Raw genomic sequence first — 24,967 nt, 5'->3', positions numbered from 1 at the left:
GGAGCACCTGGGAGAATCGTGCGTCGTGACCACCAGCGAGCCGTCGACCGGGCGCCCGTCCGGCCCGCGCCGGCGCGGGGGTCGCGGCGGTGGTCGCGGTCGGCGGCCAGACGAGGCGCGGCGTCCTGACGAGGCACGACGGCCCGATGAGGCACGACGCCCCGACGAGGGTCGGCAGCCCGGCCAGCGTGCGCGCGGCGGCCACCAGCACGACCGGCGACGCGACGACGAGCGCGCGCAGGCCCGTCGGGCCCGTGCCGCGGCGATCCGTGAGCAGGTCGTCGTCCCGCCGATCGTCTACCCGGAGGCCCTGCCGGTCAGCGCGCGGCGCGACGAGATCGCCGCCGCGATCCGCGACCACCAGGTCGTCGTCGTCGCAGGCGAGACGGGCTCCGGGAAGACGACGCAGCTGCCGAAGATCGCGCTCGACCTGGGTCGCGGACGGGCCGGGCAGATCGGCCACACGCAGCCCCGCCGGATCGCCGCCCGGTCGGTCGCGGAGCGCATCGCGGAGGAGGTCGGCACGCCGCTCGGCGAGCTCGTCGGGTACCAGGTGCGCTTCACGGACACGTCGTCGGACGAGACGCTCGTCAAGGTCATGACGGACGGCATCCTGCTCGCGCAGATCCAGCGCGACCCGATGCTGTGGGCGTACGACACGCTCATCATCGACGAGGCGCACGAGCGCTCGCTCAACATCGACTTCATCCTCGGCTACCTGACGCGGCTGCTGCCGCAGCGGCCCGACCTCAAGGTCGTCATCACGTCGGCGACGATCGACTCGGCCCGCTTCGCGCAGCACTTCGCCGGGCCGCCGACGCCCGAGCACCCCGACGGCGTGCCCGCTCCCGTCGTCGAGGTCAGCGGCCGCACGTACCCCGTCGAGATCCGGTACCGCCCCCTGTCGCCGGACGTCGAGGCACCCGCGGAGGACGCCGGACGCCGCGCGCGGGCGAAGGCGACCGAGGACCGCGACCTCATGACCGCGATCACCGAGGCCGTCGACGAGCTGTCCGCCGAGGGGCCGGGCGACATCCTCGTGTTCCTGTCCGGCGAGCGGGAGATCCGCGACGCGGAGGACGCGCTGCGCACGTCGCTCGGCGCGCGCGTCAGCGACCCGCGCCACCCGCAGGCCGTCGAGCTGCTGCCGCTGTACTCGCGCCTGTCCGCCGCCGAGCAGCACCGGGTCTTCGAGCAGCACGCGGCCCGACGCGTCGTGCTCTCCACGAACGTCGCCGAGACGTCGCTCACCGTGCCCGGCGTCCGGTACGTCGTCGACCCGGGGACCGCGCGCATCTCGCGGTGGTCGAAGGCGACGAAGGTGCAGCGGCTGCCGATCGAGCCGATCTCGCAGGCGTCGGCCAACCAGCGGTCCGGGCGGTGCGGGCGCGTCGCCGACGGCATCGCGATCCGGCTGTACTCGCAGGACGACTTCGCGTCGCGGCCGATGTACACCGAGCCCGAGATCCTGCGCACGTCGCTCGCCTCGGTGATCCTGCAGATGATCGCGGTGGGGGTCGCTGCGTCACCCGACGACGTGACCGACTTCCCGTTCGTCGACCCGCCCGACGTGCGGGCCGTGCGCGACGGCGTGCAGCTGCTGACCGAGCTCGGGGCGCTGGAGACGGTGCCGGTCGCCGACGCGTCCGGCCGCACCTCGAACGTCACGCGCCTCACCGACACCGGCCGGGCCCTCGCGCAGCTGCCGATGGACCCGCGGCTCGCGCGCATGATCGTCGAGGGCGGCCGGCGGGGCGTCGCGCGCGAGGTCATGGTGATCGCCGCCGCGCTGTCGATCCAGGACCCGCGCGAGCGTCCCGCCGAGGAGCGCGACCGCGCCGACCAGCTGCACGGCCGGTTCGCCGACCCGACGTCCGACCTCCTCGCGTACCTCAACCTCTGGCAGTACCTGCGCGAGCAGCAGCGCGAGCTGTCCGGCAACGCGTTCCGGCGGCGGTGCCGGTCGGAGCACCTCAACTACCTGCGCATCCGCGAGTGGCAGGACGTGGTCACGCAGCTCCGCGAGCTCGCGAAGCCGCTGGGCATCCACGTGTCGCCGCTGCGTCCGGGCTCGTCGTCGGCCGGTGCGACCTCGGCCGCTTCGGCGGCGACCTCCGCGGTCGACGGCTCGACATCCGCTCCCGGAGGCGATGACTCCGCCGCCGGCGGAGGTCACGGTCCCGACGACACCGCCCGCGGCGCGCTGCGGCTCGAGTGGGACGCCGACCGCATCCACGTGAGCGTGCTGTCCGGGCTGCTGTCGCACATCGGCATGCAGGAGGCGACGGAGGTCGCCGCTCCCGCGCGCAGCGGCCAGCAGTCCGGGCGCGGGCGTCGGCCCGACCGGCGGGCGCGCAACGAGTACCTGGGCGCGCGCGGGGCGCGGTTCGCGATCTTCCCGGGGTCGGGCCTCGCGAAGCGGCCGCCGTCGTGGGTCATGGCCGCCGAGCTCGTCGAGACGTCCCGCCTGTGGGCGCGCGACGCGGCACGCATCCAGCCCGAGTGGGCCGAGGAGGTCGGCGCGCACCTCGTCAAGCGCACCTACTCGGAGCCCGCGTGGTCGTCGAAGCAGGGCGCGGCGACCGCGTCGGAGAAGGTCCTGCTGTACGGCGTGCCGATCGTCGCGCAGCGCCGCGTCCTGTACGCCAAGGTCGACCCCGAGCACGCGCGCGAGCTGTTCGTGCGGCACGCGCTCGTGCAGGGCGAGTGGACGACGCACCACCAGTTCTTCCACGAGAACCGGCGGCTGCTCGCCGAGGCCGAAGGGCTGGAAGCGCGGGCCCGGCGCCGCGACCTGGTCGTCGACGACGACGTCCTGTTCGCGTTCTACGACGAGCGCGTCCCGTCCGACGTCGTGTCCGCGCGGCACTTCGACCAGTGGTGGAAGGGCGCCCGCCGACGCGACCCGGACCTGCTGACGTTCACGCGCGAGCTGCTGGTCGCCGACGACGCCGACGCGATCGACGAGTCCGCGTTCCCGTCGCGCTGGCCGCAGGGCGACCTGCGCCTGCCGCTGACCTATCAGTTCCAGCCCGGCACCGAGGCCGACGGCGTGACCGTGCACGTCCCGATCACGGCCCTGGCCCGGCTGACCCCCGACGGCTTCGACTGGATGGTGCCCGGCCTGCGCGAGGAGCTCGTCACCGCGACCATCCGCGCCCTGCCCAAGCCCGTGCGCGTGCAGCTCGTGCCCGCGCCCGACGTCGCACGGTCCGTCGAGGCGTGGCTGCGCGCGCACACCGCGTCGTGGGAGGACACCGTCCGGGCCGGCGACGCGGCACCGTCGTTCCGCGAGCTGTTCCGGCAGGCCGTCCGGGCGGTGCGCGACGTCGACGTGCCCGACGACGCGTTCGACGACGAGAAGCTGCCGCCGCACCTGCGCATGACGTTCCGCGTCGTCGGGGACCGCGGGGGCGTCGTCGACGAGGGCAAGGACCTGCTGGTCCTGCAGCGGCGGCTCGCGTCGCGCACGCAGGAGGCGGTCGACGCGGCCGTCCGGACCGCGGTGCGTGCGGCGATGGAGGAGGCGCGCGCTGCCGCCGGCGGCCCGGCTTCCGCTGGGTCGGGTCCTGCAGGGCAGGCCGGGTCGGGTGGCGCGGCCGGAGGCCGCGGGAAGACCGGCGATGACGGACGCGCCGGGGCCTTCGGTGCTGCGGCCGCGCAGGGTGCCGGCGCCGGTCCCGGCCGGGGCGCGGTCCCGACGCCCGGCGCATCCGGCTCGTCGGCGCCCGCTGCCGCACCCGTGTCGCTCGAGCGGTCCGGTCTGCGCACGTGGCCCGACGACCTGCCGGGCGGGCGTCTGCCGGAGGTGCTGGAGGCGTCCGCGGCCGGGGTCACCGTGCGGGCGTTCCCCGTGCTCGTCGACGAGACGACGTCGGTCGCGGTGCGGACGCTCGCCGACGCCGCCGCCGTCCCCTCGACGGCCCGCCGCGGCCTGCGCCGGCTGCTTCTGCTCGACGTCGGCCTCGCTCCGGGCCGGATCACGTCCCGGTGGACCGGGACGCAGGCGCTCACGCTCGCCGCGAGCCCCTACCCCAGCACGGACGCGCTGGTCACCGACGTGCAGCTCGCCGCGATCGACCGGCTCGTGACGTCGCACCTGGGCGACCGCACGCCCGCCGACGTGCGCGACGCCGACGCCTACGCCGCGCTGCGCACGGCCGTCCGCGACCGGCTGGAGGACGCCGTGCACGCGGTCGTCACCGACCTGGTCGCGGTGCTCGGCGCGTGGCGCGAGCTCGAGGGTGACCTGCGTGCGTCGGCGAGCCTCGCGCTGCTCGCGACCGTGCAGGACGTGCGCGAGCAGTCCGCCGAGCTGGTGCACGACGGGTTCGTGTCCGAGGTCGGCGCGGTCCGGCTGCCGCAGCTGACCCGCTACCTGCGCGGCGCCCGGCACCGGCTCGCGAAGGCCGGCGACAACCCGCAGCGCGACGGCGACCTCGCGTGGCAGGTGCACGACGTCGAGGACCTGTACGACGCGGCGGTGACGAAGGCGCGCGCGGCCTTGCCCGACCCCGCCCGGGACGCGGCGCTCGACGAGGTCCGCTGGCTGCTCCAGGAGCTCCGCGTCAGCCTGTTCGCGCAGCAGCTCGGCACGCCCGTCCCGGTCTCCCCGACCCGCATCCGCAAGGCCCTCGCCGCCCTCTGACGTCGGGTCCCTCCTCTGCGCGACGCGCCGGGGCCCCGGGCCGCGCCGACAGGGCCGCCGCCCGGGCGCGCACGGCCACCCCGGACTCGCACGCGGCCACCCGTCCGCGTCTCCCCGCCGGTCCGCACCGCCCCCGCCTGCCCGCCGACGCCCCGACCTCACGACCGACGACCCGGGTCTGGGTACCGCTACTGGCACTCGAGCGGTACCCAGACCCGGGTCGCGGGCTCGTGGACGGGAGGACGTCAGCGGCGGCGGGCGAAGAGGAGGCCGGCGGCCGTCCTCGCGACCAGGAAGATGCCGAGGCACCACGCGACCGCGGACACCCACGTCGACGTCTCCAGCGGCAGGCCCAGCAGCAGGGCGCGCATCGTGTCCGTCACCGGCGTGACCGGGTTCCACGCGGCGATCGCCTCGAGCACCGACGGCATCGACTCCGGCGGCACGAACGCGCTCGACACGTACGGCAGGAACAGGATGAAGAACGTGAAGCCGCTGGCCGCCTCGGGCCCGGACGACACGATGCCCACCGCGACGCCGACCCACGTCAGCGCGAGGACGAACAGCGCGACCATCCCGAGCGCGCCGAGCCAGTCGAGCAGTGTCGCGTCAGGGCTGAACCCGACGAGGAACGCGGCGCCGATGACGAGCGCCGTCGACACCGCGTTGCGGACCATGCTCGCGACGACGTGGCCGGTCACGACGCCTGTCGCGCGGATCGGCATGGAGCGGAAGCGGTCGATGATGCCGTTCGTCATGTCGGACGCCATGTCGACCGCGGTGTTGGCGGCCCCGTAGCCCGCGGTCAGCAGGATGATGCCCGGCACGACGAAGTCGACGTAGCGGCCCGTCGGGTCGATCGCCCCGCCGAACACGAACGTGAACATCAGCAGGAGCATCACGGGCAGCATCACCGAGAGGAGCAGCGTGTCGAGCTGCCGGGTCGTGCGGCGCAGGGTGCGGCCGATCAGCGCGGTCGTGTCACGGACGGTCTGGCCCGCACCGGGGCGGACCGTCGTGGTCGCGGGGGCGAGCAGGGCGGTCATCGGGTCTCCCGGGGGTGCGGGCCGGCGGCGGCGAGCGCGTCGGCGGACGGGCGGGTGCGGTCGTCGGCGTCGCCGCCGCGGCTCGGGTCAGATCCGGGCGTGGGCTCGGCAGGCTTGCCGGTGAGGCTGAGGAACACGTCGTCGAGCGTGGGCTCACGGACCTGCCACGCGGCGACGTCGAGCGGGCGCGCGGACACGTCGCCGAGGATCCGGTGGACGTCCGCGACGGACCCGTCCGTGGGGACGCGCTGCACGGTGCCGTCGCGCAGGACCAGCTCGACGTGCGCGGACCCGACGGTGCGCTTGAGCTCGGTGGCAGTGCCCTGCGCGATGACGCGTCCGTGGTCGATCACGACGATCCGGTCGGCGAGGCGGTCGGCCTCCTCCAGGTACTGCGTGGTGAGCAGGAGCGTCGCGCCCGCGTCGACGACGGCCCGGATGACGTCCCAGAGGTCACCGCGGCTGCGCGGGTCGAGGCCGGTGGTCGGCTCGTCGAGGAACACGACCTGGGGACGGCTCAGCAGGCTCACGGCGAGGTCGAGCCGCCGCCGCATGCCGCCGGAGTACGTCTTGACCAGGCGTCCCGCGGCGTCGGTGAGGTCGAACAGCTCGAGCATCGCGTCCGTGCGCGTGCGGACCTCGCGGCCACCCAGGTGCGCGAGGCGGGCCATGAGGTGGAGGTTCTCCGCGCCCGTGAGCAGCTCGTCGACCGCCGCGTACTGGCCGGTGAGGCTGATGGCCGCGCGCACCGCTGCCGGGTCGCGGACGACGTCGGCGCCGGCGACCGTCGCGGTGCCGCCGTCGGGTCGCAGGAGCGTCGACAGGATGCGGACGGTCGTCGTCTTGCCCGCGCCGTTGGGCCCGAGCAGGGCGAGGACCTCGCCGCGGTGGACGTCGAGGTCGACGCCGTCGAGGACGGTGAGGTCGCCGTAGGACTTGCGCAGTCCGCGGGCGACGACGATCGGTGCGGTCATCGCGTGGCCTCCTTCTGTGTACGTCGTAAACTGTGTGTGTATGTCATACACACTTATAGGATCGGGCGTCAAGGAGGTACGACGTGGACGAGGCAGCGAACCCGCACCCGGACGGCGACCGCACGGGGGGCGATCGCACGTGGCCCGACGTGGACGCGGCGAGCGACAGCGGGCCCGACGCGGTCCCCGACAGTCGCGAGGCCGACGGTCGCCCCTCCCCGGCCGGCAGCTCCGAGGCCGACGACCGCGCCGCCGAGGACGCACGTCGGGACGCCGACGGCCGCGACGCGGGGGTCGCGCGTCGCGAGGCCGACGACGCACGCAAGGAGACCGAGGCGCTGCGCCGCGACCGCGAGAAGGCCGAGCGCGCCGCCGCCAAGGAGGCCGACCGCGCACGTCGCGACCGCGAGAAGGCCGAGCGCGAGGCCGCCAAGGACGCCGAGCGCGCCCGCAAGGAGGCCGACCGTCGCCGTCGCGACGACGAGAAGGCCGAGCGCGACCGCGTCAAGGCGCTGGCGCAGGCCGAGGCCGCCCGCGAGCGGGCCCTGCAGGACGCCGAGCGCGAACGGGCGCGCCGCGAGACCGAGGCCCGCCGCGAGGCCGAACGCGCCCAGGCCGAGCGCGAGCGCGCCGCCCGCGACGCCGCACGCGAGGCCGGCCGGGCCCTGCGTGAGGCCGAGAAGGCCGCGCGCGACGCCGCCCTCGCACAGCAGCGCGCCGCTCGCGAGGCCGAGAAGGCGCGTCGCGAGGCCGCCCGCGCCGAGGCCGCGCCCACGACCACGGTCGACGCGTCCGCGCTCCCGCCCGACCTCGCCGTCCTGTGGCGCACTCCCGAGCCACCCCGGCGAGGTCCGCGCCCGAGCCTCACGCTCGACCAGATCGCCGACGCCGCCATCGCGCTCGCGGACGCGGAGGGCCTCGGTGCGGTGTCGATGGCACGGCTCGCGGAGTCGCTCGGGTTCACGACCATGTCGCTCTACCGGTACGTGGCGTCGAAGGACGAGGTCGTCAGCCTCATGTCCGACCGCGCGAGCGGCCGGCCGCCCGCCGTCGGGCGCGAGGTCGGCGACTGGCGCGCGCGCATCGAGCTGCTGGTGTCGATCCAGCAGCCGGTCCTGTTCTCGCACCCGTGGCTCGCGCAGACGGGCACCGTCCTGCACGCGGTCGGGCCCAACCGGCTCGCCTGGATGGAGGCGATGGTCGCGGCCCTCGAGGACACGCCGCTCGACGAGGCGACCAAGGTGACGGCCGTCGGCACGATCGCGAGCCACCAGCTGGACGAGCTGCGGCTGTTCGCCTCGTGGACCGACCGGGAGCGGGCCGTGCAGGAGGCGACGTCCCGGTCCTACGACATGGACGGGATGCTGCTGGCCGTCGCGACGCCCGACGAGCACCCCGCGCTCGTCCGGGCCGCGAGCGCGGGAGCCTTCGGGGCCGCGATGGAGGACGGCCCGGTCTCGTTCGGCACGACCCTGCTGCTCGACGGCATCGCGGCGCTCATCGCACGGGCGGAGGGTCGCACGGGATCGTGAGCGGCACGACCCCACGCGAGCCGTCCACAGCCCGCGTCGGTGCACCGGCATCCCCAGCCGTCGACGTCCGCCCGCGCGGTGTCGGCGTCCCGCGCCAGACTGACGCCGTGCCCACGCAGACCCCTGACGCCGCCGCGACGCCCGACGTCCCCGCCGCCACCCCGGCACGCCCGCTCGTGACGGGCCGGTGCTTCGGCGACGGCGACCCCCTCTACGAGCAGTACCACGACGAGGAGTGGGGGCACCCGGTCCACGGGGAGCACGCGCTCTTCGAGCGGCTCGCGCTCGAGGGCTTCCAGTCCGGGCTCGCCTGGATCACGATCCTGCGCAAGCGACCCGCATTCCGCGCGGCCTTCGCCGACTTCGACCCCGAGGTCGTGGCGGAGTTCGGCGATGACGACGTCGCACGCCTGATGGCCGACGTCGGCATCGTCCGGAACCGCGCGAAGATCGAGGCGACGATCGCCAACGCCCGTGCGCTGCGGGACCTGCACGCGCAGGGACGCACGCTCGACGAGGTCCTGTGGTCCCACGCCCCCGACCGGGCCGACCACGTCCGGCCCGCGACCTGGACGGACGTGCCGGCCGTGACCGCGGAGTCCCGCGCGCTCGCGCGCGAGCTCAAGTCGCTCGGCTTCCGGTTCGTCGGACCCACGACCGCCTACGCCGCGATGCAGGCGTGCGGGCTGGTCGACGACCACCTCGCGACGTGCCCGTCGGTCGCGGTAGCGGTGGCGTGACGCGTCCGCGCTGCGTCGGCCACGGTGTTCACCGTGCGGAGAACGCCCGCCTACCAGCGCGGCGGACGCATCCCGGCGGCCGCGGACCATCGCAGCCGACGCATCCCAGCGGCCACCGACGACCGCTCGGCGCGGCGCCCGCGTGAGGCTGCTGCTCCCGTCGAGTGACGCCTCGGCACGCGCCTCCGACCCACTTTCGGGCGGAGGTTAGGATGCCCGGCATGACGGACACGACGGACCCCGACGGGCGGCTCGACGCCGTGCGTGCGGCTGCCGCCGCGATGTCCACGCCGTCGGACGTCGACGCCGAGGTGCTGGCCGCCGTCCAGGACGGTCTGCTCGGTGTCGTGGCGGGTTCGCCGACCTCCTGGTTCGACGTCCCGACGCAGCGCAGCCGGCTCCGGCCCGGTCACCTGACCCCGCGCCGCCGCCGCTGATCCGAGGACGGACCGGACGCCCCTCCGCCCCGCCCTCCTCAGCCCCTCGTCGGGCAACCGTCCGGCACCGCGCGGGATCGATCATCATCATCGACGGGCGACGGCTCGCGGCGGCCACGCAACCCGCGCGACGGACCACGTCGCGGGCGGACGTCGGTGTCTCACCGGTCGAGCAACGTTGCCCACCATGTGGTCGGCGGTCTAGCATCTCGACAACCATCCAGAGCGGCCGAGAGACCTGGCTCGACGACGCCGCAGCAACCCCCCTCCTGGCGAGGGTGTGGGTGCTTCCGCCAGGGTCGATGGAGTGAACGATGCCGCAGCACCCCGCGTGCCCCCGCGACCCCCGCGCGGGCCGACCGACACCGGTCGTCCGGTGAGCGCCCCCGTCGTGGACGCGGCCCCCGGCACAGTCGACGCGACCGGCACCGTCGCCGACGCCGGATCGCGTCGGACGACCGGCCCGCACGTGGTCCCCGACCGCCCGCTCGCCGCGATCGACCGGCCGACCGTGTCGTTCGAGCTGTTCCCGCCGCGCAACCCCGACGCCGCCCCGCGGCTCTGGGAGACGATCCAGCGGCTCGGCGAGGCGCACCCCGACTTCGTGTCGGTCACGTACGGCGCCTCGGGCCGCACGCGCGTCACGACCCGTGCGCTCGTCAGCCGGCTCCTGCGCGAGACGTCGCTCAACCCGATCGCGCACCTCACGTGCGTCGGCACGTCGCGCGACGAGATCACGGCCATCGTCGAGGAGTTCCTCGACGAAGGTGCGCGCTCCTTCCTGGCGCTGCGCGGCGACCCGCCCGCGGGGCAGGACGACTGGCAGCCGCACCCGGACGGCGTGAACACCGCGAGCGAGCTCGTGGAGCTGCTGCGCGAGATCGAGTCCCGCCGGTGCGCGGGCAGCCCGTCGCAGGCGGTCCGCGCCCGCGTCCGGCCGCTCTCGGTGGCCGTCGCGGCGTTCCCCCGGGGCAACGCGGCGACCGGCGGGACCCGCGCGCAGGACGTCGCGTCGCTGCTGGCCAAGCAGGAGGCCGGCGCGGACTTCGCGATCACGCAGGTCTTCTTCGACGCCGAGTCGTACCTCGGGCTCGTCGCCGAGGCGCACGACGCGGGCGTCACCATCCCGATCATCCCGGGCATCATCCCCAGCACGGACCCCGCACGGCTGCTCCGCGTGCAGGACCTCACGGGTGTGCCCGTCCCGCGCGACCTGCTCGACCTGCTCGGGTCCGCGGACGACGACCTCGAGCGGCACCGTCGCGGCATCCGCGCCGGCGTCGACCTCGTCCAGGGCGTGCTCGACGGCGGCGCCCCGGGCGTCCACCTCTACACGTTCAACCAGCACCACGCCGCGCTCGACCTGCTCGAAGGAGCAGGTCTGGACGGCGGGGCCCGCACCGGCCGCAGCGCCGTACCCGTCACGGCCCCCACCGCGACGACCCCCGGCACGCCCGGACCGACCACGACGGCACCCGACCCGACCCACGAGGGACAGACACCGCGATGACCACCACCCCCACGTTCCCCGCCGGCTCCGTCCTGGGCTACCCCCGGATCGGCCCGCGCCGCGAGCTCAAGAAGGCCATCGAGGCGTTCTGGGCCGGTCGCTCCTCGGCCGACGAGGTCGAGGCCGTCGCCGCCGACCTGCGCCGCCGCACCCGCACCCGCCTGGCCGAGCTCGGCCTGCGCACCGACGTGCCGGCGATCCCCAGCGCGTTCTCGTTCTACGACCACGTGCTCGACGCCGCAGCCGTGCTCGGCGCGATCCCGTCGCGCTTCGCCGACCTGCTCGACGCCGACGGCCGTCTGGACCTCGCGGGCTACTCGACGGTCGCGCGCGGCCGCGGTGACGACCTGCCGCTCGAGATGACCAAGTGGTTCGACTCGAACTACCACTACCTGGTCCCCGAGATCGGCCCCGACACCGAGTTCCGCTACGCCAGCGACCGCCCGGTCCGCGAGTTCGCCGAGGCGCTGGCCGAGGGCGTGCTGACCCGCCCGGTCATCGTCGGCCCGGTGACGTTCCTCGCGCTCGCCAAGGCCGCCGAGGGCTCGCCCGACGACTTCGCGCCCATCGACCGCCTCGCCGACGTGCTCCCCGTCTACGCCGCGCTGCTGCGCGACCTCGCCGCCGCCGGTGCGACGTGGGTCCAGCTCGACGAGCCGGCCCTCGTGTCCGACTCGGTCGAGGTGCCCGTCGAGCGTCTGCTCGCGTCCGTCACCGAGGCGTACGGCGCGCTCACCGCGGTCGAGGGCCGCCCGGCGCTGTTCGTCGCCGCGCCCTACGGCGACCTGCGCGACGCGCTCGGCGTGCTCGCGGCGACCGACGTCGAGGCCATCGGCGTCGACCTGGTCCGCGGCCCGGCCCCGACGCAGGCCGTCGCCGGCCTGGAGTCGAAGACGCTGGTCGCCGGCGTGATCGACGGCCACAACATCTGGCGCGCCGACCTCGACGCCAAGCTCCAGGTGCTCGAGCAGCTCGAGAACCTCGGTGCGGGCGCGGTGACGGTCGGCACGTCGACGTCGCTGTTCCACGTCCCCCACGACGTGCAGGACGAGCCCACGCTCGACCCGACGCTGAAGTCGTGGCTCGCGTTCGCCGACCAGAAGGTCGTCGAGGTCGTCACGCTCGCCGAGGGCCTGACCGAGGGCCGCGAGGCGATCCACGAGCAGCTCCTCGCCGCGTCCGACGCCGTCGCCTCGCGCAAGACGGCCCCCGGCGTGGTCCGCCCCGAGGTGCGCGAGCGCGTCGCCGCCCTCGGCGAGGACGCGTTCAACCGCGGCGACTTCGAGGGCCGCAAGGCCGCGCAGGCCGCGCGTTTCGACCTGCCGCCGCTGCCCACGACCACCATCGGCTCGTTCCCGCAGACGCCCGAGATCCGCAAGGCGCGCGCCGCGTTCGGCAAGGGCGAGCTGACCGCCGAGCAGTACGAGGACGAGATGAAGGCGGAGATCCGCCGCGTCGTCGAGCTGCAGGAGAAGATCGGCCTCGACGTCCTCGTGCACGGCGAGCCCGAGCGCAACGACATGGTCCAGTACTTCGCGGAGAACCTCGACGGGTTCGCCGTGACGCAGAACGGCTGGGTCCAGTCCTACGGCTCGCGCTGCACGCGCCCGTCGATCCTCTGGGGCGACGTGTCCCGCCCGGCGCCCATCACGGTCGCGTGGACGTCGTACACGCAGTCGCTCACGGAGAAGCCCGTCAAGGGCATGCTCACCGGCCCGGTGACGATCCTCGCCTGGTCGTTCGTCCGCGACGACCAGCCGCTCGGCGACACCGCCAACCAGGTCGGCCTCGCCCTGCGCGACGAGATCGCCGACCTCGAGGCCGCCGGCATCGGCATCATCCAGGTCGACGAGCCCGCGCTCCGCGAGCTCCTGCCGCTGCGCGCGGAGGACCACGCGGCGTACCTCGACTGGTCGGTCCGCTCGTTCCGCCTCTCCACGGCGGGCGTGCGCGAGGACACGCAGATCCACACGCACCTCTGCTACTCCGAGTTCGGCCAGATCATGGGCGCGATCGACGGCCTCGACGCCGACGTCACGTCCATCGAGGCGGCGCGCTCGAAGATGGAGATCCTCGGCGACATCGCCGCCGCGGGCTACCCGCGTGCGGTCGGCCCGGGCGTCTACGACATCCACTCGCCGCGCGTGCCGAGCGAGGGCGAGGTCGAGGAGCTCCTCACCGAGGCCGTCAAGGCCATCGCGCTCGACCAGCTCTGGGTGAACCCCGACTGCGGCCTCAAGACCCGCCGTTACGAGGAGGTCACCCCGTCGCTCGAGCACATCCTGCAGGCGACGCGGGCGGTCCGCGCGACGCTCTGACGCCGCACACGCCCTGACGGGCGCACCGCACGACCGGAGGGCCGGGTCCACCAGGGAGCCGGCCCTCCGCCGGCCGCGCAGGGCCCGACGTAGGGTCGGGACGTGGACGTGCGCGGCGGGACGACGATCTTCGACTCCGTGCCGCTCGACGCGCTGCGGCGCCGGACGAGCCAGAAGTGGCGCCGCTACCCCGCCGACGTGCTGCCGATGTACGTCGCGGAGATGGACGTCCCGCAGCCCGAGGCCGTCGTGCGCGCGGTGTCGGACGCGATGCGCGCCGGCGACACCGGGTACGTGCACGGGCCTGGCTACGCCGAGGCAATCGCCGGGTTCGCCGCCGCCCGGTACGGCTGGGACGTGCCCGTCGCCGACTGCCGTCTCGTGCCGGACGTCATGCTGGGCATCGTCGAGGTGCTGCGGCTCGTCACCGACCCCGGCGACGCCGTCGTGATCAACCCGCCCGTGTACCCGCCGTTCGTGCAGTTCGTCGAGCACGCCGACCGTCGCCCGCTGCCGGCCCCGCTCGGTCCGGACGGTCGCCTCGACCTCGACGTGCTCGCGGCCGCGTTCGCCGCCGCGACGACGGACAGCCGTCGCGCCGCGTACCTGCTCTGCCACCCGCACAACCCGACGGGCACCCTGCACACGGCCGCCGAGCTCGCGGCTGTCGGCGAGCTCGCGCGGCGGTACGGCGTCCGGGTCGTCGCGGACGAGATCCACGCGCCGCTCGTCACGGCCGGTCGCGGCGAGCAGGACGGCGCGCGGCCCCGGTTCGTCCCGACGACGACGGTGATCCCGTCGGCCATCGCGCTGCACTCGGCGTCGAAGGCGTTCAACCTCGCCGCGCTCAAGGCCGCGGTCGCCGTCCCCGGACCGGACGCGCGCGCCGACCTCGCGCGCCTGCCCGAGATCGTGCTGCACGGCGTCAGCCACCTGGGCGCCGTCGCCCACACGACCGCGCTGCGCGACTGCGGGGACTGGCTGGACGCGGTCCTCGACGGTCTTCGGCACAACCAGCGGCTGCTCTCGGACCTGCTGGCGACGCACCTGCCCGCGGCACGCTGGGCACCGCCCGACGCGACGTACTTCGCGTGGCTCGACCTGCGCGACGTCCCCGCGGTCCGCGACGGCGCCGACCCCGCACGGCTCGCACTCGATCGCGGTCGCCTCGCGCTCAACCCCGGGCCGACGTTCGGCGCACCCGAGGGCGTCGGCTTCGCCCGCCTCAACCTCGCGGCGTCGACCACCACTCTCGAGGACGGCGTCCGACGTCTGGCATCGGCCCTCGCCTGACGTTCCGCCACCGGACACCTCGGCGGTTCGCCGCCCGTCGGTCCGATCCTGGCTCGCCTGCGCGGCGACGTGCGCGTCGGACCGCTCAGCGACGCGCCGACGAGCCTTGCGCCGAACGGGCGAATCTGCGCCGGGCTGCACGGACACAGCGCACGAATCGCGACATAGGTCCTGGCCAGGGCGCCCTGCGGGCAGGTGTCCAGGTCACGGTCGGGTTGCGCCGCTCAAGTGGACGCCCGTCCTGCCGATGCTGACGACTGAAGACCCCGTGCCGGTCCAGACGGCGACGAGGTCCGGGCACGACGACGAGCCTGGCGAGGAGGCCGACATGAAGAGGTGCGACGAGTGCACGTCCCCGGTGGCGGAGTGCAGCCACTGCGAGGGTCAGGGTCGCAAGCGGTGGAAGGGCGAGTGCACGTTCTGCCGGGGCACCGGAATGATCTGCTCGGGCAACAGCAACCACCGCTGGTGAGCTGACGGCCCGCGGAGCGGGCCGGCGCACGGTCCCGCCGCCGTCGATGCCGGCCCCCCGCGGGCCGTCTCATGCCCGGGTGCGGCAGCGATCGCCGGGGCGGACGCGTCAGACGCGGTCGCGGACCAGCGCGACGAGGGCGTCGACGATGGGGACGTCCGCGTCGAGCCACGGGACGACGTGCCACTGACCGGCGGGCAGCCAGCGGAGCTCGTCGTGCTCGACGAGCGGCTCGGGGACGCCGTCGACGACCTCCGCGAGCCAGAGGCGCATCACGTACCGGTCGGTGAGGGGCCAGACGCCGTCGTCCGGACCCACGACCTCGTCGCCGAGAGCGACACGGACGCCGAGCTCTTCCCGGAGCTCACGGTGGAGCGCGGTCTCGGGGGTCTCCCCGGCGTCGACCTTGCCGCCGGGGAACTCCCATCGACCTGCGAGGCTCGCCGGCGTCGCGCGACGCGCGGAGAGCAGGACCCGGGGCTCGTCCAGGTCGTCGACCACGGCGGCGGCGACGACGAGCACAGGGGGTGTCATGCGGTGAGTCTGCCAGTCCCGGTGGCGACTCGGGTGTGGCGGCCGGCTGCCGTGCGGCGGCCCGGTCGCCCGGGCCGCCGGGGAAGTCGGCTTCGTCAGATCAGCGGATGCCGTGCGCGACGGCCCACGCGACCGCCTCGGCGCGCGTGGAGACGCCGATCTTGCGGTAGACGCTGCGGACCTGGGACTTGACGGTGTTGCGCGTCACGAACAGACGGGTGGCGATCTCCTCGAGCGTCACGTCCTCGCCGAGCTCGCCGAGGACCACCCGCTCGCGGCGCGTCAGCGCCTCGGTGACGGTCCCGACCGTCTCGCTCGTCTCCAACATGCTCATCGTGTCCTCCGGTTGTGCTGCATGGATGCCGACTTCTCCGGCTCCGCCTGAGGCGGCGTACCGGATGAGAGGCGACAACCAGGGCGTCATGACGCCACTTTCACCAACTCGTTTTCGCGAAGCGCTGCGTACCGGTCTCGCTGCCACCCACAATGAACGCCGGGGGGCGATGCTGATACACCCGGGTTGCAGGAGACCGCGCGGTTCACCCGTTCGGCCGATGGTGTGCGGTCCGTAACGTCCGATATACGGATCAGCGCAGCAGTTGGTTCACTCCCGGAGGCGACCGTCAGCCGGCGGCGTGCGCTTCGTACTCCTCGGCGGTGAGCAGCGGGCCCGTCTCGGTGACGTCGACCTTGAGCAGCCAGCCCCGGCCGAAGGGGTCCGAGTTGACGAGCGACGGGTCGTCGACCGCCTCCTGGTTGACCTCGGCGACGGTGCCGGAGACCGGCGAGAAGAGCTCGGAGACGGACTTGGTCGACTCGATCTCGCCGACCACGGCGCCGGCGGTGATCGTCTCGCCGACGGCCGGCAGCTCGAGGTAGACGATGTCGCCGAGCGCCTCGGCGGCGGTCGAGGTGATGCCGACGGTCGCGGGGGCGCCGTCCTGGAGCCACTCGTGCTCGAGCGTGTAGTGCAGATGCGTGGGCAGGTCGGTCATGGCGTCTCCAGGTGGGTCCGGGCCGGGCTCGTCGAGGACGGGTGTCGTCGGGTGGGGTCGCGCCGGGACGGGTCCCGACGCGACGGCGTCATCGAGGACGACGGTAGAAGGGCAGGGCCACCACGCGCACGAGTTCGGCGCGTCCGCGCACGTCGACGGCGAGCTCGGTGCCGGGCGCGCTGACCTCCGGGGTCACGTACGCCATGGCGACGGGGTGTCCGAGGGTCGGCGACGGGGCGCCCGACGTGACGGTCCCGACGTGCGGGGCGTCCGGCGCCGACGACGCGAGCACCGGGTACCCGTGCCGGGCGGCGCGACGACCGAGACCCTGCAGCCCGACGAGCACGCGCGCGGGCTCGGAGTCGTGGCGACCGGCGAGCGCGGCGCGTCCGACGAAGTCGAGCGGCTTGCCGTCGGCGTCGGTCTTGTCGAGCCGGACGACGCGACCGAGGCCGGCGTCGTAGGGCGTCGTCGTGCGGTCGAGCTCGTTGCCGTAGAGCGGCATGCCGGCCTCGAGGCGCAGGCTGTCGCGCGCGGAGAGGCCCGCGGGGACGAGCCCGTGCGGCTCGCCGGCGGTGAGCAGGGCGCGCCACAGCGCGGGCGCGTCGGAGGCGTCGACGAACAGCTCGAAGCCGTCCTCGCCGGTGTAGCCGGTGCGCGCGACGAGCGCGGGCAGACCCGCGACGGTCGCCGGGACCGCGGCGTAGTACGTGAGCGCGCGCACCGCGTCGACGTCGGAGGCCTCGGTCACGGACGCGAGGATCTCCGCCGCGCGCGGACCCTGCACCGCGACGAGGGCCGTCCGCAGGGAGGCGTCGTCGAGGGTCGCGTCGAAGCCCGCGAGCCGCTCGACCAGTGCCGCGCGGACGACGTCGACGTTCGACGCGTTCGCGACGACGACGAACCGCTCGGCCGCCAGCCGGTAGACGACGAGGTCGTCGAGGACCGCGCCGTGCTCGTCGACGATCATCGTGTACCGCGCGCGACCGTCGGCCAGCGCCGACAGGTGGCCGACGAGGGCCGCGTCGAGCGCGGCGCCCGCCTGCGGGCCGGTGATCTCGAGCTCGCCCATGTGCGACAGGTCGAACAGCCCCGCAGCCGTGCGGACCGCGGTGTGCTCGGCGATGTCGGACGAGTAGCGCAGCGGCATCTGCCACCCCGCGAAGGACGTGAGCGCGGCGCCCAGGGCGACGTGCTCGTCGTGCAGCGGGGACAGGGTGTCCGTCGTCGGGTCGCTCACGGTCGCTCCGTTCGTCGGGTCCGGCTCACCGGTCGCGGTCGTCGCGGCCGGCGTCGTCGGGGTGGGCTCGGGCGTGCTCACTCGGCGAACGCCTCGACCGGCGGGCACGAGCAGATGAGGTTGCGGTCGCCGTGCGCGCCGTCGATGCGGCGGACCGGCGGCCAGTACTTGTTCTCGCCGAGCGACGCGACCGGGTAGGCCGCGAGCCGGCGCGGGTACGGCTTGTCCCAGTCGTCGGACGTCACGGCTGCCGCGGTGTGCGGGGCGCCCCGCAGGGGCGACTCCTCGACGGCCCAGCGACCGTCGGCGACGGCGTCGATCTCCGCACGGATCGCGACGAGCGCCTCGACGAACCGGTCGAGCTCGGCGAGGTCCTCGCTCTCGGTCGGCTCGACCATGAGCGTGCCCGCCACGGGGAACGACAGCGTCGGCGCGTGGAACCCGTAGTCCATGAGCCGCTTCGCGACGTCCTCCGCGGTCACGCCCGTCTGCTTCGTGATGTCGCGCAGGTCGAGGATGCACTCGTGCGCGACGAGCCCGTTCGGGCCCGTGTAGAGCACGGGGAAGTGCAGGGCGAGGCGCGTGGCCAGGTAGTTCGCGGCCAGCACCGCGGTCTCCGTCGCGGCGCGCAGGCCGTCGGGGCCCATGAGCGCGACGTACGCCCACGAGATCGGCAGGATGCCCGCCGAGCCCCAGGGTGCGGCGGACACGGGGGCGACGGCACCGCTCGTCGCCGCGTCGCCCGCTCCGGAGCGCGCCGGGGTCGGGTCGCCCGGCAGGAACGGTGCGAGGTGCGCCGCGACCGCGACCGGCCCGACGCCGGGGCCGCCGCCGCCGTGCGGGATGCAGAACGTCTTGTGCAGGTTGAGGTGGCTCACGTCGCCGCCGATCTCGCCCGGCCGCGCGAGCCCGACGAGCGCGTTGAGGTTCGCGCCGTCGATGTACACCTGGCCGCCTGCGTCGTGCACGAGGTCGCACACCGTCCGGACGCCCTCCTCGTAGACGCCGTGCGTCGAGGGGTACGTGATCATGATCGCCGCGACCTGGGGGCCGTGCTGGTCGAGCTTCGCGCGCAGGTCGTCGAGGTCGATCGACCCGTCGGGCGCGGTCGCGACGACCACGACGCGCAGGCCCGCGAGCGCCGCCGAGGCCGCGTTCGTGCCGTGCGCGGAGGCCGGGATGAGGCAGATGTCGCGCTCCTCGCCGCGGCTGCGGTGGTAGGCGTGGATCGCGAGCAGGCCTGCGAACTCGCCCTGCGAGCCGCCGTTGGGCTGGACGGACACCGCCGCGTAGCCGGTGATCTCGGCGAGCCAGTCCTGCAGCTCGGTGACGAGCTCGGCGTAGCCCTGCGTCTGGTCGGCGGGGGCGAAGGGGTGGATCGACGCGAACTCGGGCCAGGAGATCGCCTCCATCTCGACCGTCGCGTTGAGCTTCATGGTGCAGGAGCCCAGCGGGATCATCGTCCGGTCGAGCGCGAGGTCCTTGTCGGACAGGCGTCGCAGGTAGCGCAGCATCGCGGTCTCGGAGCGGTGCAGGTGGAAGACGGGGTGCTGCAGGTACGGCGTCGTGCGGCGCAGCGTGTCCGGCAGGGCGTCGGACGGGCCGTCGAGGTCGCCCGCGCCGACGAAGCCGAACGCGAACGTGCCGTCGTCGTCCGCCTCGAGACGCGTCGTGCCGGCCTGCGCGAACGCGAGGACGACCGCGAGCACGTGCTCCGGGCGGGTCCGCTCGTCGCACGTGACCTGCACGTGGTCGGCGTCGGGCGCCCACAGGTTGACGCCGAGGTCCGCGGCCGCGTCGACGACGTCTGCCGCGCGACCCGGGACGGCCGCGCGCACGGTGTCGAAGAACGTCGCGTGCTCGACGGACACGCCGACCTCGGTGAGGACCGTCGCGACCGACCGCGCGTGCCCGTGCACGCGCTGAGCGATCGCCCGCAGGCCGTCAGGCCCGTGGTAGACCGCGTACATCGACGCGACGATCGCGAGCAGCGCCTGCGCGGTGCAGATGTTGCTCGTGGCCTTCTCGCGGCGGATGTGCTGCTCACGCGTCTGCAGCGCGAGGCGGTAGGCGCGCGCGCCGTCGGCGTCGATGCTGACCCCGACGAGCCGCCCGGGGAGCGAGCGCTCCAGGCCGTTGCGGACCGCCATGAACGCGGCGTGCGGGCCGCCGCCGAACAGCGGGACGCCGAACCGCTGCGCCGAGCCGACCGCGATGTCCGCGCCGAGCTCGCCCGGCGTCGTCACGAGCGTGAGCGCCAGCAGGTCCGAGGCGACCGTCACGAGCGCGCCGCGCTCCTTCGCCTGCGCGATCACGGGCCGCAGGTCACGCACCGCGCCCGACGCGCCGACCTGCTGCACGACGACCCCGAGCAGCGTCCCCTCGACCTCCGGCAGCCCGTCGGACAGGTCCGCGACGACGACCGGCAGGCCGATCGCCTCCGCGCGCCCGACCGTCACGGCCAGCGACTGGCCGAACAGGTCCGCGTCGAGCACGACCGTGCCCGGCTTGTTGCGCTGCCCGCGCCACATGAGCGCGACCGCTTCCGCCACGGCGGTCGCCTCGTCGAGCAGCGACGCGTTCGCGATGTCCAGGCCCGTGAGGTCCGTGACCATCGTCTGGAAGTTGAGCAGCGCCTCGAGGCGCCCCTGCGAGATCTCCGGCTGGTACGGCGTGTACGCCGTGTACCAGGCGGGCGACTCCAGCACGTTGCGGCGGATCACCGGCGGCGTCACCGTGTCGTAGTACCCCTGGCCGATCATCGACGTGAGCACGCGGTTGCGGCCCGCGATGCCGCGCAGCGCGTCGAGGACCTCCTCCTCGCTGCGGGCCGCCGGCAGGTCGAGCTCACGGCCCGTGCGGATCGACGCGGGCACCGCGGCGTCGATCAGCGCGTCGACCGTCGGGAAGCCGACCGTGGACAGCATGCGCAGCGTCTCCTCGCCGCGCGGACCGATGTGCCGGTCGGCGAAACCCTCGGCGGCGGGCGTGTGCTCGACGGCCGTCAGGTTCACCGCGGCGGTGTGGCTCTCGGCCGCAGGGCCGGCGTGCGGGGCGTCGGGCTGCACGGGCGGGACGGCGAGGGCGCCGGCACGGGCGACGACGTCGTGCAACGAGCTGAGGTCGGTCACGGGCTGCTCCGGGGGTCGTCCGGCGGGCGCGCCGGGACGGGCGTGTGGGCTCCCCGCTCTGTCATCCGCGCGCCGGGGCGTGCGACCTGAGAGTTTTGCCGGTCCGCCATGGCCGCTACGGGCCCGGGGCGCGCCGACTTGCACCGTCGGTGGGTCGGTCCCCGTCGGGGGTCGACCGCTTTCCAGAGTTGCCTCGCCGTCGCGGTACAGGGGCCTGAGAGATTCCCGGGGAGGGTTGCTCCTTCGGCGTCCGGCTCGTGGTGTCCGGAGCTCTCCCGCGTCGGTTCGAGCAGCGTGTTCAGTTGTCGCGTTGCCCTGCCAGCGTACCCGCCGCCGCGTGGCCGCCGCTGACCGCCGGTCGGGCGATGCGGTACAGCACGTGCCGCTCCAGCCGGTGCCCGTGCGGGACCGACGGGTGGTCGAAGTCGTCGGCGGGGTCGCGCGTCATGCCGATCCGCTGCATCACCGCCTGCGAGCGGATGTTCTGGACCGCCGTGAACGAGACGATCTCGTCGAGACCCGCCTCCTCGAAGCCGACGCGCAGCGCCTCACGCGCGGCCTCCGACGCGTACCCGTTCCCCCACGCCCAGCGCTGCAGCCGCCAGCCGACCTCGACGAGGGCAGGGTTCCACGACGGGCGGCTCAGACCGGTGAAGCCGGCGAACCTGCCGTCCACCTCCAGTGCCCACAGACCCCAGCCGTGCTGCTCCAGGCCCGCCTGCGCGCGGGTCGCGAGCGCGTCGCTCTGCTCGCGGGTCAGCGGTGCCGGGAAGTGCTCCATGACCTCCGGGTCGGCGTTCATCCGCGCGAACGGCTCGAGGTCCGCCGTCGTCCACGGCCGCATGACGAGTCGCTCGGTCCGCCGCTCGAGTCCCATCAGGGCACCGTACGTCGGTCGGTGCGCTCAGCGTGGGCGGTCGGCGGACCCGCGGTCGAGGGGGGCCACTGCGCGCCGGCGTCGGCGGAGCATGTCGACGACCAGCCACACCACGCCGCCGACCGCGAGCAGACCGGCGACGGCAAGCACCGTCGACCCACGCGTCGCCGCGCGCAGCACCGCGAGCCCGATCACGAGCACGACGGCGGCGTTGAGGAGCAGCCGCCGCTTGCGCCGCCATGACATCGGCGCGGCGCCGCGCTGGGCCGATGTCGTGACAGGTCTGCGCATCGCCGCTCTTCGTGGTCCGGTCCGGTGTCGTGCCCATGCTGGCACGGCGCGAGGACGAGCGGGTTTTCCACGGTGCGGGCAGCGGAGGCGGTCCCGGGGTGCGTCGTTAGGCTGACGCGATGAGCACGGGACACCGGGGCGAGCGGCGGGCGTCGGTCGTCGTCGTGTCCGACCGGTCGGCTGCCGGGACGCGCGAGGACCGGTCCGGGCCCGTGGCGCGCGACCTGCTGACCGAGGCCGGCTTCGCGGTCGGTGAGGTCGTCGTGGTCCCGGACGGCGCGCTCCCGGTGCAGCACGCGATCGACGCGGCGGCGCGCGACGGTGCGCGGCTCGTCGTGACCTCCGGCGGGACCGGCGTCGGGCCGCGCGACCGGACGCCCGAGGGGACGCGCGCGGTGCTGGACCGCGAGCTCCCCGGTATCGCCGAGCTGCTGCGGCGCGAGTCGGCGCGGACGGTACCGACGGCCGTCCTGTCCCGCGGGCTCGCGGGCGTGACGGCCGACGGCGTCGTCGTCGTCAACCTGCCCGGCTCCCCTGGAGGCGTCCGGGACAACCTCGCGACGCTGCTGCCGCTGCTCGACCACCTGCTCGACCAGGTCGCGGGGGGTGACCACGCATGACCGTGCTGGCGCGGATCGACGACCGTCCGCTTGACCTGCTGTTTCACGTGGAACATGTGAGCAGCGCGCGGGCGGGGGCGGTCGCGACGTTCGTCGGGCTGGTGCGCGACCACGACCCGTCGGTGGACGGGAAGGTCGTGGCGCTCGAGTACAGCGCGCACCCCGATGCGGCGGCGGTGCTCACGCGGCTCGCCGAGCGTGCGGCGGCGGACGACGACGTGCTCGGGCTCGCCGTCAGCCACCGCGTCGGGCGGCTCGAGGTCGGGGAGGCGGCGATCGTGTGCGCCGTCGCGACCGCGCACCGGGCCGAGGCGTTCGAGGTGTGCCGGGCGCTCGTCGAGGCCGTCAAGGCCGAGCTGCCCGTCTGGAAGCGCGAGGTCCTCGCGGACGGGTCGCACGTGTGGGTGGGGATGACATGACGGACCTGCCGATGCCGACGGTGCGGGACGCGTCGTCCGACCGCGACGCCCGCGCCCCGGAGCAGGAGCACGCGCCGCAGCCCGACGTCCGCTCCGAGGGGCCGCTCGTCGACCGGTTCGGGCGGCCGCACCACGACCTGCGCATCTCCCTGACGGACCGGTGCTCGCTGCGGTGCACGTACTGCATGCCCGCCGAGGGCGTCCCGTGGCTGGCCCGCTCGACGATGCTCAGCACCGACGAGATCGTGCGGGTCGCGCGCGTCGGCGTCGAGCTCGGGATCACGGAGATCCGGCTCACCGGCGGCGAGCCGCTGCTGCGCGTCGACGTCGTCGACGTCGTGCGACGGCTGACCGCGCTCACCGGCCCGCACGGCAGCGCCGAGGTGTCCCTCACGACCAACGCCCTGCGGCTCCCCGCGCTCGCCTCCCCGCTGCGCGACGCCGGGCTGTCGCGCGTGAACGTCAGCCTCGACACGCTCGACCGCGGCAAGTTCATCGAGCTGACCCGGCGCGACAAGCTGGTCGAGACGCTCGCCGGCCTCGCCGCCGCCGACGCCGCCGGGCTGCACCCCGTGAAGATCAACGCCGTCGCGATGCGCGGGGTCAACGACGACGAGGTCGTCGCGCTCACCCGGTTCGCCGTGGACCGCGGGTACCAGATGCGGTTCATCGAGCAGATGCCGCTCGACGGCGGGCACACGTGGGACCGCACGCAGATGGTCACGCAGGCGGAGATCCTCGACCGGCTGACCTCGGCGTTCACGCTCACCGAGGTGCCCGGCCGCGGGGCCGCGCCCGCCGAGCTCTGGTACGTCGACGGCGGCCCGCAGACGGTCGGCGTCATCGCGTCCGTCACCGCGCCCTTCTGCGCGGCGTGCGACCGGCTTCGGCTCACCGCCGACGGGCAGCTGCGCGCGTGCCTCTTCGCGCAGGACGAGGTCGACGTGCGGGCGGTGGTGCGGGACGAGGCGGTCGACGACGGCGCCGTCGCCGACGCGTTCCGCCGCTGCCTCGCCGGCAAGAAGGCCGGTCACGGCATCGGCGAGCCGACGTTCCGGCAACCCGACCGGCCGATGAGCGCGATCGGCGGCTGACGGACGACTCTGGTGTCCGGCAGGTATCAGCGAGTACGTTGGTGTCTCGCCGATACCTGCATCGACCGAGGAGCCTCCCATGGCCATGACCTTGCGCCTCGACCCGTCCGACGAGGAGCTGCTCCGCTCCGTCGCCGAACGCGAGAAGCGGACGATGACCGATGTCGTGGCCATCTCCGTCCGCGAGCACGCCGCCCGGCTGGACGCGGCCGACGAGGACGCGTCGCTCGCGGTGCGCGCCGAGCGTCGAGCCGCGTGGCGGCGGTCGATCGACGAGTCGATGGAGCGGAACGCCGACCTGCTGGAGCGGCTGTCGCGGTGACCGAGCTCCTGTACCCGGACATGGAGGACGCGCTCTACGTGTGCGAGCGGGCCGGGCTCTACATCAGGGACGAGGGCGCACTCGCGTCAGCGTTGGCGCGACCCGGATCCGTCGTCTGGGGCTCCGAGGCGTACGTCGGGATCCACCTCAAGGGAGCCGCGCTGCTTGACGCCGTCAACCGCTCCCACCCGCTGCTCGACGGCAACAAGCGGCTCTCGTGGACACTCGTCGACGCGTTCTGCGACATGAACGGTTACCGCCTGACGGTTGATCCGGACGAGGGCGACGCCTTCGTCCGGTCGGTCGGTGGTGACGAGCACCTGGCGCTCGAGGACATCGCCGCGTGGCTCGAGGCGCACGCGCGGCCGCTCGAGGACTGACGGCTCACGTTCACGCCGGTCGTCGCGGCTCCGCGAAGGCCCAGCCGCACATGACGACGCCCGGCCGCCCCGCGTGCGGGAGGGTCGGGCGTCG

General features: G+C 74.4%; 22 protein-coding genes and 2 riboswitches. Of the genes, 13 read left to right on the top strand and 9 right to left on the bottom strand.

The features are described 5' to 3' along the window. Window positions 1-25: 25 nt before the first annotated feature. Window positions 26-4,648, top strand: coding sequence for an ATP-dependent RNA helicase HrpA (gene hrpA, locus KOV94_RS12605; protein ID WP_218052227.1), 4,623 nt, complete (start codon window positions 26-28; stop codon window positions 4,646-4,648). 245 nt (window positions 4,649-4,893) lie between these two features. On the opposite strand, the gene KOV94_RS12600 is transcribed toward hrpA, so the two are convergent. Beyond that, window positions 4,894-5,694 carry an ABC transporter permease gene (locus KOV94_RS12600; RefSeq protein ID WP_218052226.1) on the bottom strand — a complete coding sequence of 267 codons (801 nt, stop codon included), beginning with the start codon at window positions 5,692-5,694 and terminating at the stop codon, window positions 4,894-4,896. Beyond that, window positions 5,691-6,668 carry an ATP-binding cassette domain-containing protein gene (locus KOV94_RS12595; protein ID WP_218052225.1) on the bottom strand — a complete coding sequence of 326 codons (978 nt, stop codon included), beginning with the start codon at window positions 6,666-6,668 and terminating at the stop codon, window positions 5,691-5,693. The genes KOV94_RS12600 and KOV94_RS12595 overlap by 4 nt, the downstream gene beginning before the upstream one ends. A gap of 83 nt (window positions 6,669-6,751) precedes the next feature. Between KOV94_RS12595 and KOV94_RS21295 the strand changes: the two genes are divergently transcribed. From KOV94_RS21295 to KOV94_RS12560, 7 genes are all read left to right on the top strand, one after another. Further along, complete coding sequence (locus tag KOV94_RS21295) at window positions 6,752-8,200, top strand: TetR/AcrR family transcriptional regulator C-terminal domain-containing protein (protein ID WP_218052224.1); 1,449 nt, start codon at window positions 6,752-6,754, stop codon at window positions 8,198-8,200. 176 nt (window positions 8,201-8,376) lie between these two features. Beyond that, a complete protein-coding gene (locus KOV94_RS12585; RefSeq protein WP_124342582.1) occupies window positions 8,377-8,940 on the top strand; it encodes a DNA-3-methyladenine glycosylase I in 564 nt (187 codons plus the stop codon). Between the two features lie 221 nt (window positions 8,941-9,161). Further along, entirely contained in the window at window positions 9,162-9,377 is a 216-nt protein-coding gene (locus KOV94_RS12580; protein WP_124342580.1) for a hypothetical protein, read from the top strand. Between the two features lie 213 nt (window positions 9,378-9,590). Further along, a riboswitch (SAM riboswitch) is annotated at window positions 9,591-9,686 on the top strand. A gap of 67 nt (window positions 9,687-9,753) precedes the next feature. Next, a complete protein-coding gene (locus KOV94_RS12575) occupies window positions 9,754-10,887 on the top strand; it encodes a methylenetetrahydrofolate reductase (protein ID WP_372449469.1) in 1,134 nt (377 codons plus the stop codon). Next, entirely contained in the window at window positions 10,884-13,205 is a 2,322-nt protein-coding gene (gene metE, locus KOV94_RS12570) for a 5-methyltetrahydropteroyltriglutamate--homocysteine S-methyltransferase (protein ID WP_124342579.1), read from the top strand. The genes KOV94_RS12575 and metE overlap by 4 nt, the downstream gene beginning before the upstream one ends. A gap of 102 nt (window positions 13,206-13,307) precedes the next feature. Then, the gene (locus tag KOV94_RS12565) at window positions 13,308-14,498 is read left to right on the top strand and encodes a MalY/PatB family protein (RefSeq protein WP_218052223.1); all 1,191 of its coding nucleotides are present in this window, start codon (window positions 13,308-13,310) and stop codon (window positions 14,496-14,498) included. A 328-nt stretch (window positions 14,499-14,826) separates the two neighbouring features. Then, window positions 14,827-14,970 (top strand): hypothetical protein, encoded by a 144-nt coding sequence (locus KOV94_RS12560; protein ID WP_160142857.1) that lies wholly within the window; start codon window positions 14,827-14,829, stop codon window positions 14,968-14,970. Window positions 14,971-15,078: 108 nt separating this feature from the next. Here KOV94_RS12560 and KOV94_RS12555 read toward each other — a convergent pair whose 3' ends face one another. The 7 genes from KOV94_RS12555 to KOV94_RS12525 all read right to left on the bottom strand — a co-directional run bounded on the left by KOV94_RS12555 (window position 15,079) and on the right by KOV94_RS12525 (window position 22,038). Continuing rightward, window positions 15,079-15,504 carry a (deoxy)nucleoside triphosphate pyrophosphohydrolase gene (locus KOV94_RS12555; protein ID WP_124342577.1) on the bottom strand — a complete coding sequence of 142 codons (426 nt, stop codon included), beginning with the start codon at window positions 15,502-15,504 and terminating at the stop codon, window positions 15,079-15,081. Between the two features lie 100 nt (window positions 15,505-15,604). After that, window positions 15,605-15,838: a LuxR C-terminal-related transcriptional regulator gene (locus tag KOV94_RS12550; RefSeq protein WP_124342576.1), complete on the bottom strand. Its 234-nt coding sequence runs from the start codon at window positions 15,836-15,838 to the stop codon at window positions 15,605-15,607. A gap of 289 nt (window positions 15,839-16,127) precedes the next feature. Next, on the bottom strand, window positions 16,128-16,499 hold the full coding sequence (gene gcvH, locus KOV94_RS12545; RefSeq protein WP_124342575.1) for a glycine cleavage system protein GcvH: 372 nt from the start codon (window positions 16,497-16,499) through the stop codon (window positions 16,128-16,130). A gap of 88 nt (window positions 16,500-16,587) precedes the next feature. Beyond that, window positions 16,588-17,739: a glycine cleavage system aminomethyltransferase GcvT gene (gcvT, locus tag KOV94_RS12540; RefSeq protein ID WP_218052222.1), complete on the bottom strand. Its 1,152-nt coding sequence runs from the start codon at window positions 17,737-17,739 to the stop codon at window positions 16,588-16,590. 77 nt (window positions 17,740-17,816) lie between these two features. Continuing rightward, window positions 17,817-20,870, bottom strand: a complete 3,054-nt coding sequence (gcvP, locus tag KOV94_RS12535; RefSeq protein WP_372449468.1) for an aminomethyl-transferring glycine dehydrogenase — start codon at window positions 20,868-20,870, stop codon at window positions 17,817-17,819. 192 nt (window positions 20,871-21,062) lie between these two features. Then, window positions 21,063-21,158: riboswitch (glycine riboswitch) on the bottom strand. A 10-nt stretch (window positions 21,159-21,168) separates the two neighbouring features. Beyond that, a complete protein-coding gene (locus KOV94_RS12530) occupies window positions 21,169-21,747 on the bottom strand; it encodes a GNAT family N-acetyltransferase (protein WP_218052221.1) in 579 nt (192 codons plus the stop codon). Window positions 21,748-21,774: 27 nt separating this feature from the next. Continuing rightward, window positions 21,775-22,038 carry a hypothetical protein gene (locus KOV94_RS12525; protein ID WP_124342571.1) on the bottom strand — a complete coding sequence of 88 codons (264 nt, stop codon included), beginning with the start codon at window positions 22,036-22,038 and terminating at the stop codon, window positions 21,775-21,777. A 119-nt stretch (window positions 22,039-22,157) separates the two neighbouring features. Between KOV94_RS12525 and KOV94_RS12520 the strand changes: the two genes are divergently transcribed. The 5 genes from KOV94_RS12520 (at window position 22,158) to KOV94_RS12500 (ending at window position 24,873) form a co-directional block, all read left to right on the top strand. Next, on the top strand, window positions 22,158-22,658 hold the full coding sequence (locus tag KOV94_RS12520) for a MogA/MoaB family molybdenum cofactor biosynthesis protein (RefSeq protein WP_124342570.1): 501 nt from the start codon (window positions 22,158-22,160) through the stop codon (window positions 22,656-22,658). After that, window positions 22,655-23,077, top strand: coding sequence for a molybdenum cofactor biosynthesis protein MoaE (locus KOV94_RS12515; protein WP_124342569.1), 423 nt, complete (start codon window positions 22,655-22,657; stop codon window positions 23,075-23,077). Before KOV94_RS12520 ends, KOV94_RS12515 begins: the two co-directional genes overlap by 4 nt. Further along, a complete protein-coding gene (moaA, locus tag KOV94_RS12510) occupies window positions 23,074-24,171 on the top strand; it encodes a GTP 3',8-cyclase MoaA (RefSeq protein ID WP_218052220.1) in 1,098 nt (365 codons plus the stop codon). The genes KOV94_RS12515 and moaA overlap by 4 nt, the downstream gene beginning before the upstream one ends. A gap of 79 nt (window positions 24,172-24,250) precedes the next feature. After that, on the top strand, window positions 24,251-24,493 hold the full coding sequence (locus tag KOV94_RS12505; RefSeq protein ID WP_124342567.1) for a type II toxin -antitoxin system TacA 1-like antitoxin: 243 nt from the start codon (window positions 24,251-24,253) through the stop codon (window positions 24,491-24,493). Beyond that, on the top strand, window positions 24,490-24,873 hold the full coding sequence (locus tag KOV94_RS12500; protein ID WP_218052219.1) for a type II toxin-antitoxin system death-on-curing family toxin: 384 nt from the start codon (window positions 24,490-24,492) through the stop codon (window positions 24,871-24,873). The genes KOV94_RS12505 and KOV94_RS12500 overlap by 4 nt, the downstream gene beginning before the upstream one ends. The last annotated feature ends 94 nt before the right edge of the window (window positions 24,874-24,967 follow it).

This window comes from Cellulomonas algicola, assembly GCF_019024305.1.
In the GTDB taxonomy this organism is placed as follows: domain Bacteria; phylum Actinomycetota; class Actinomycetes; order Actinomycetales; family Cellulomonadaceae; genus Cellulomonas; species Cellulomonas algicola.
The sequence above is the reverse complement of the archived record's forward strand: the minus strand, read 5'-3'. Positions and strand labels throughout refer to the sequence as shown.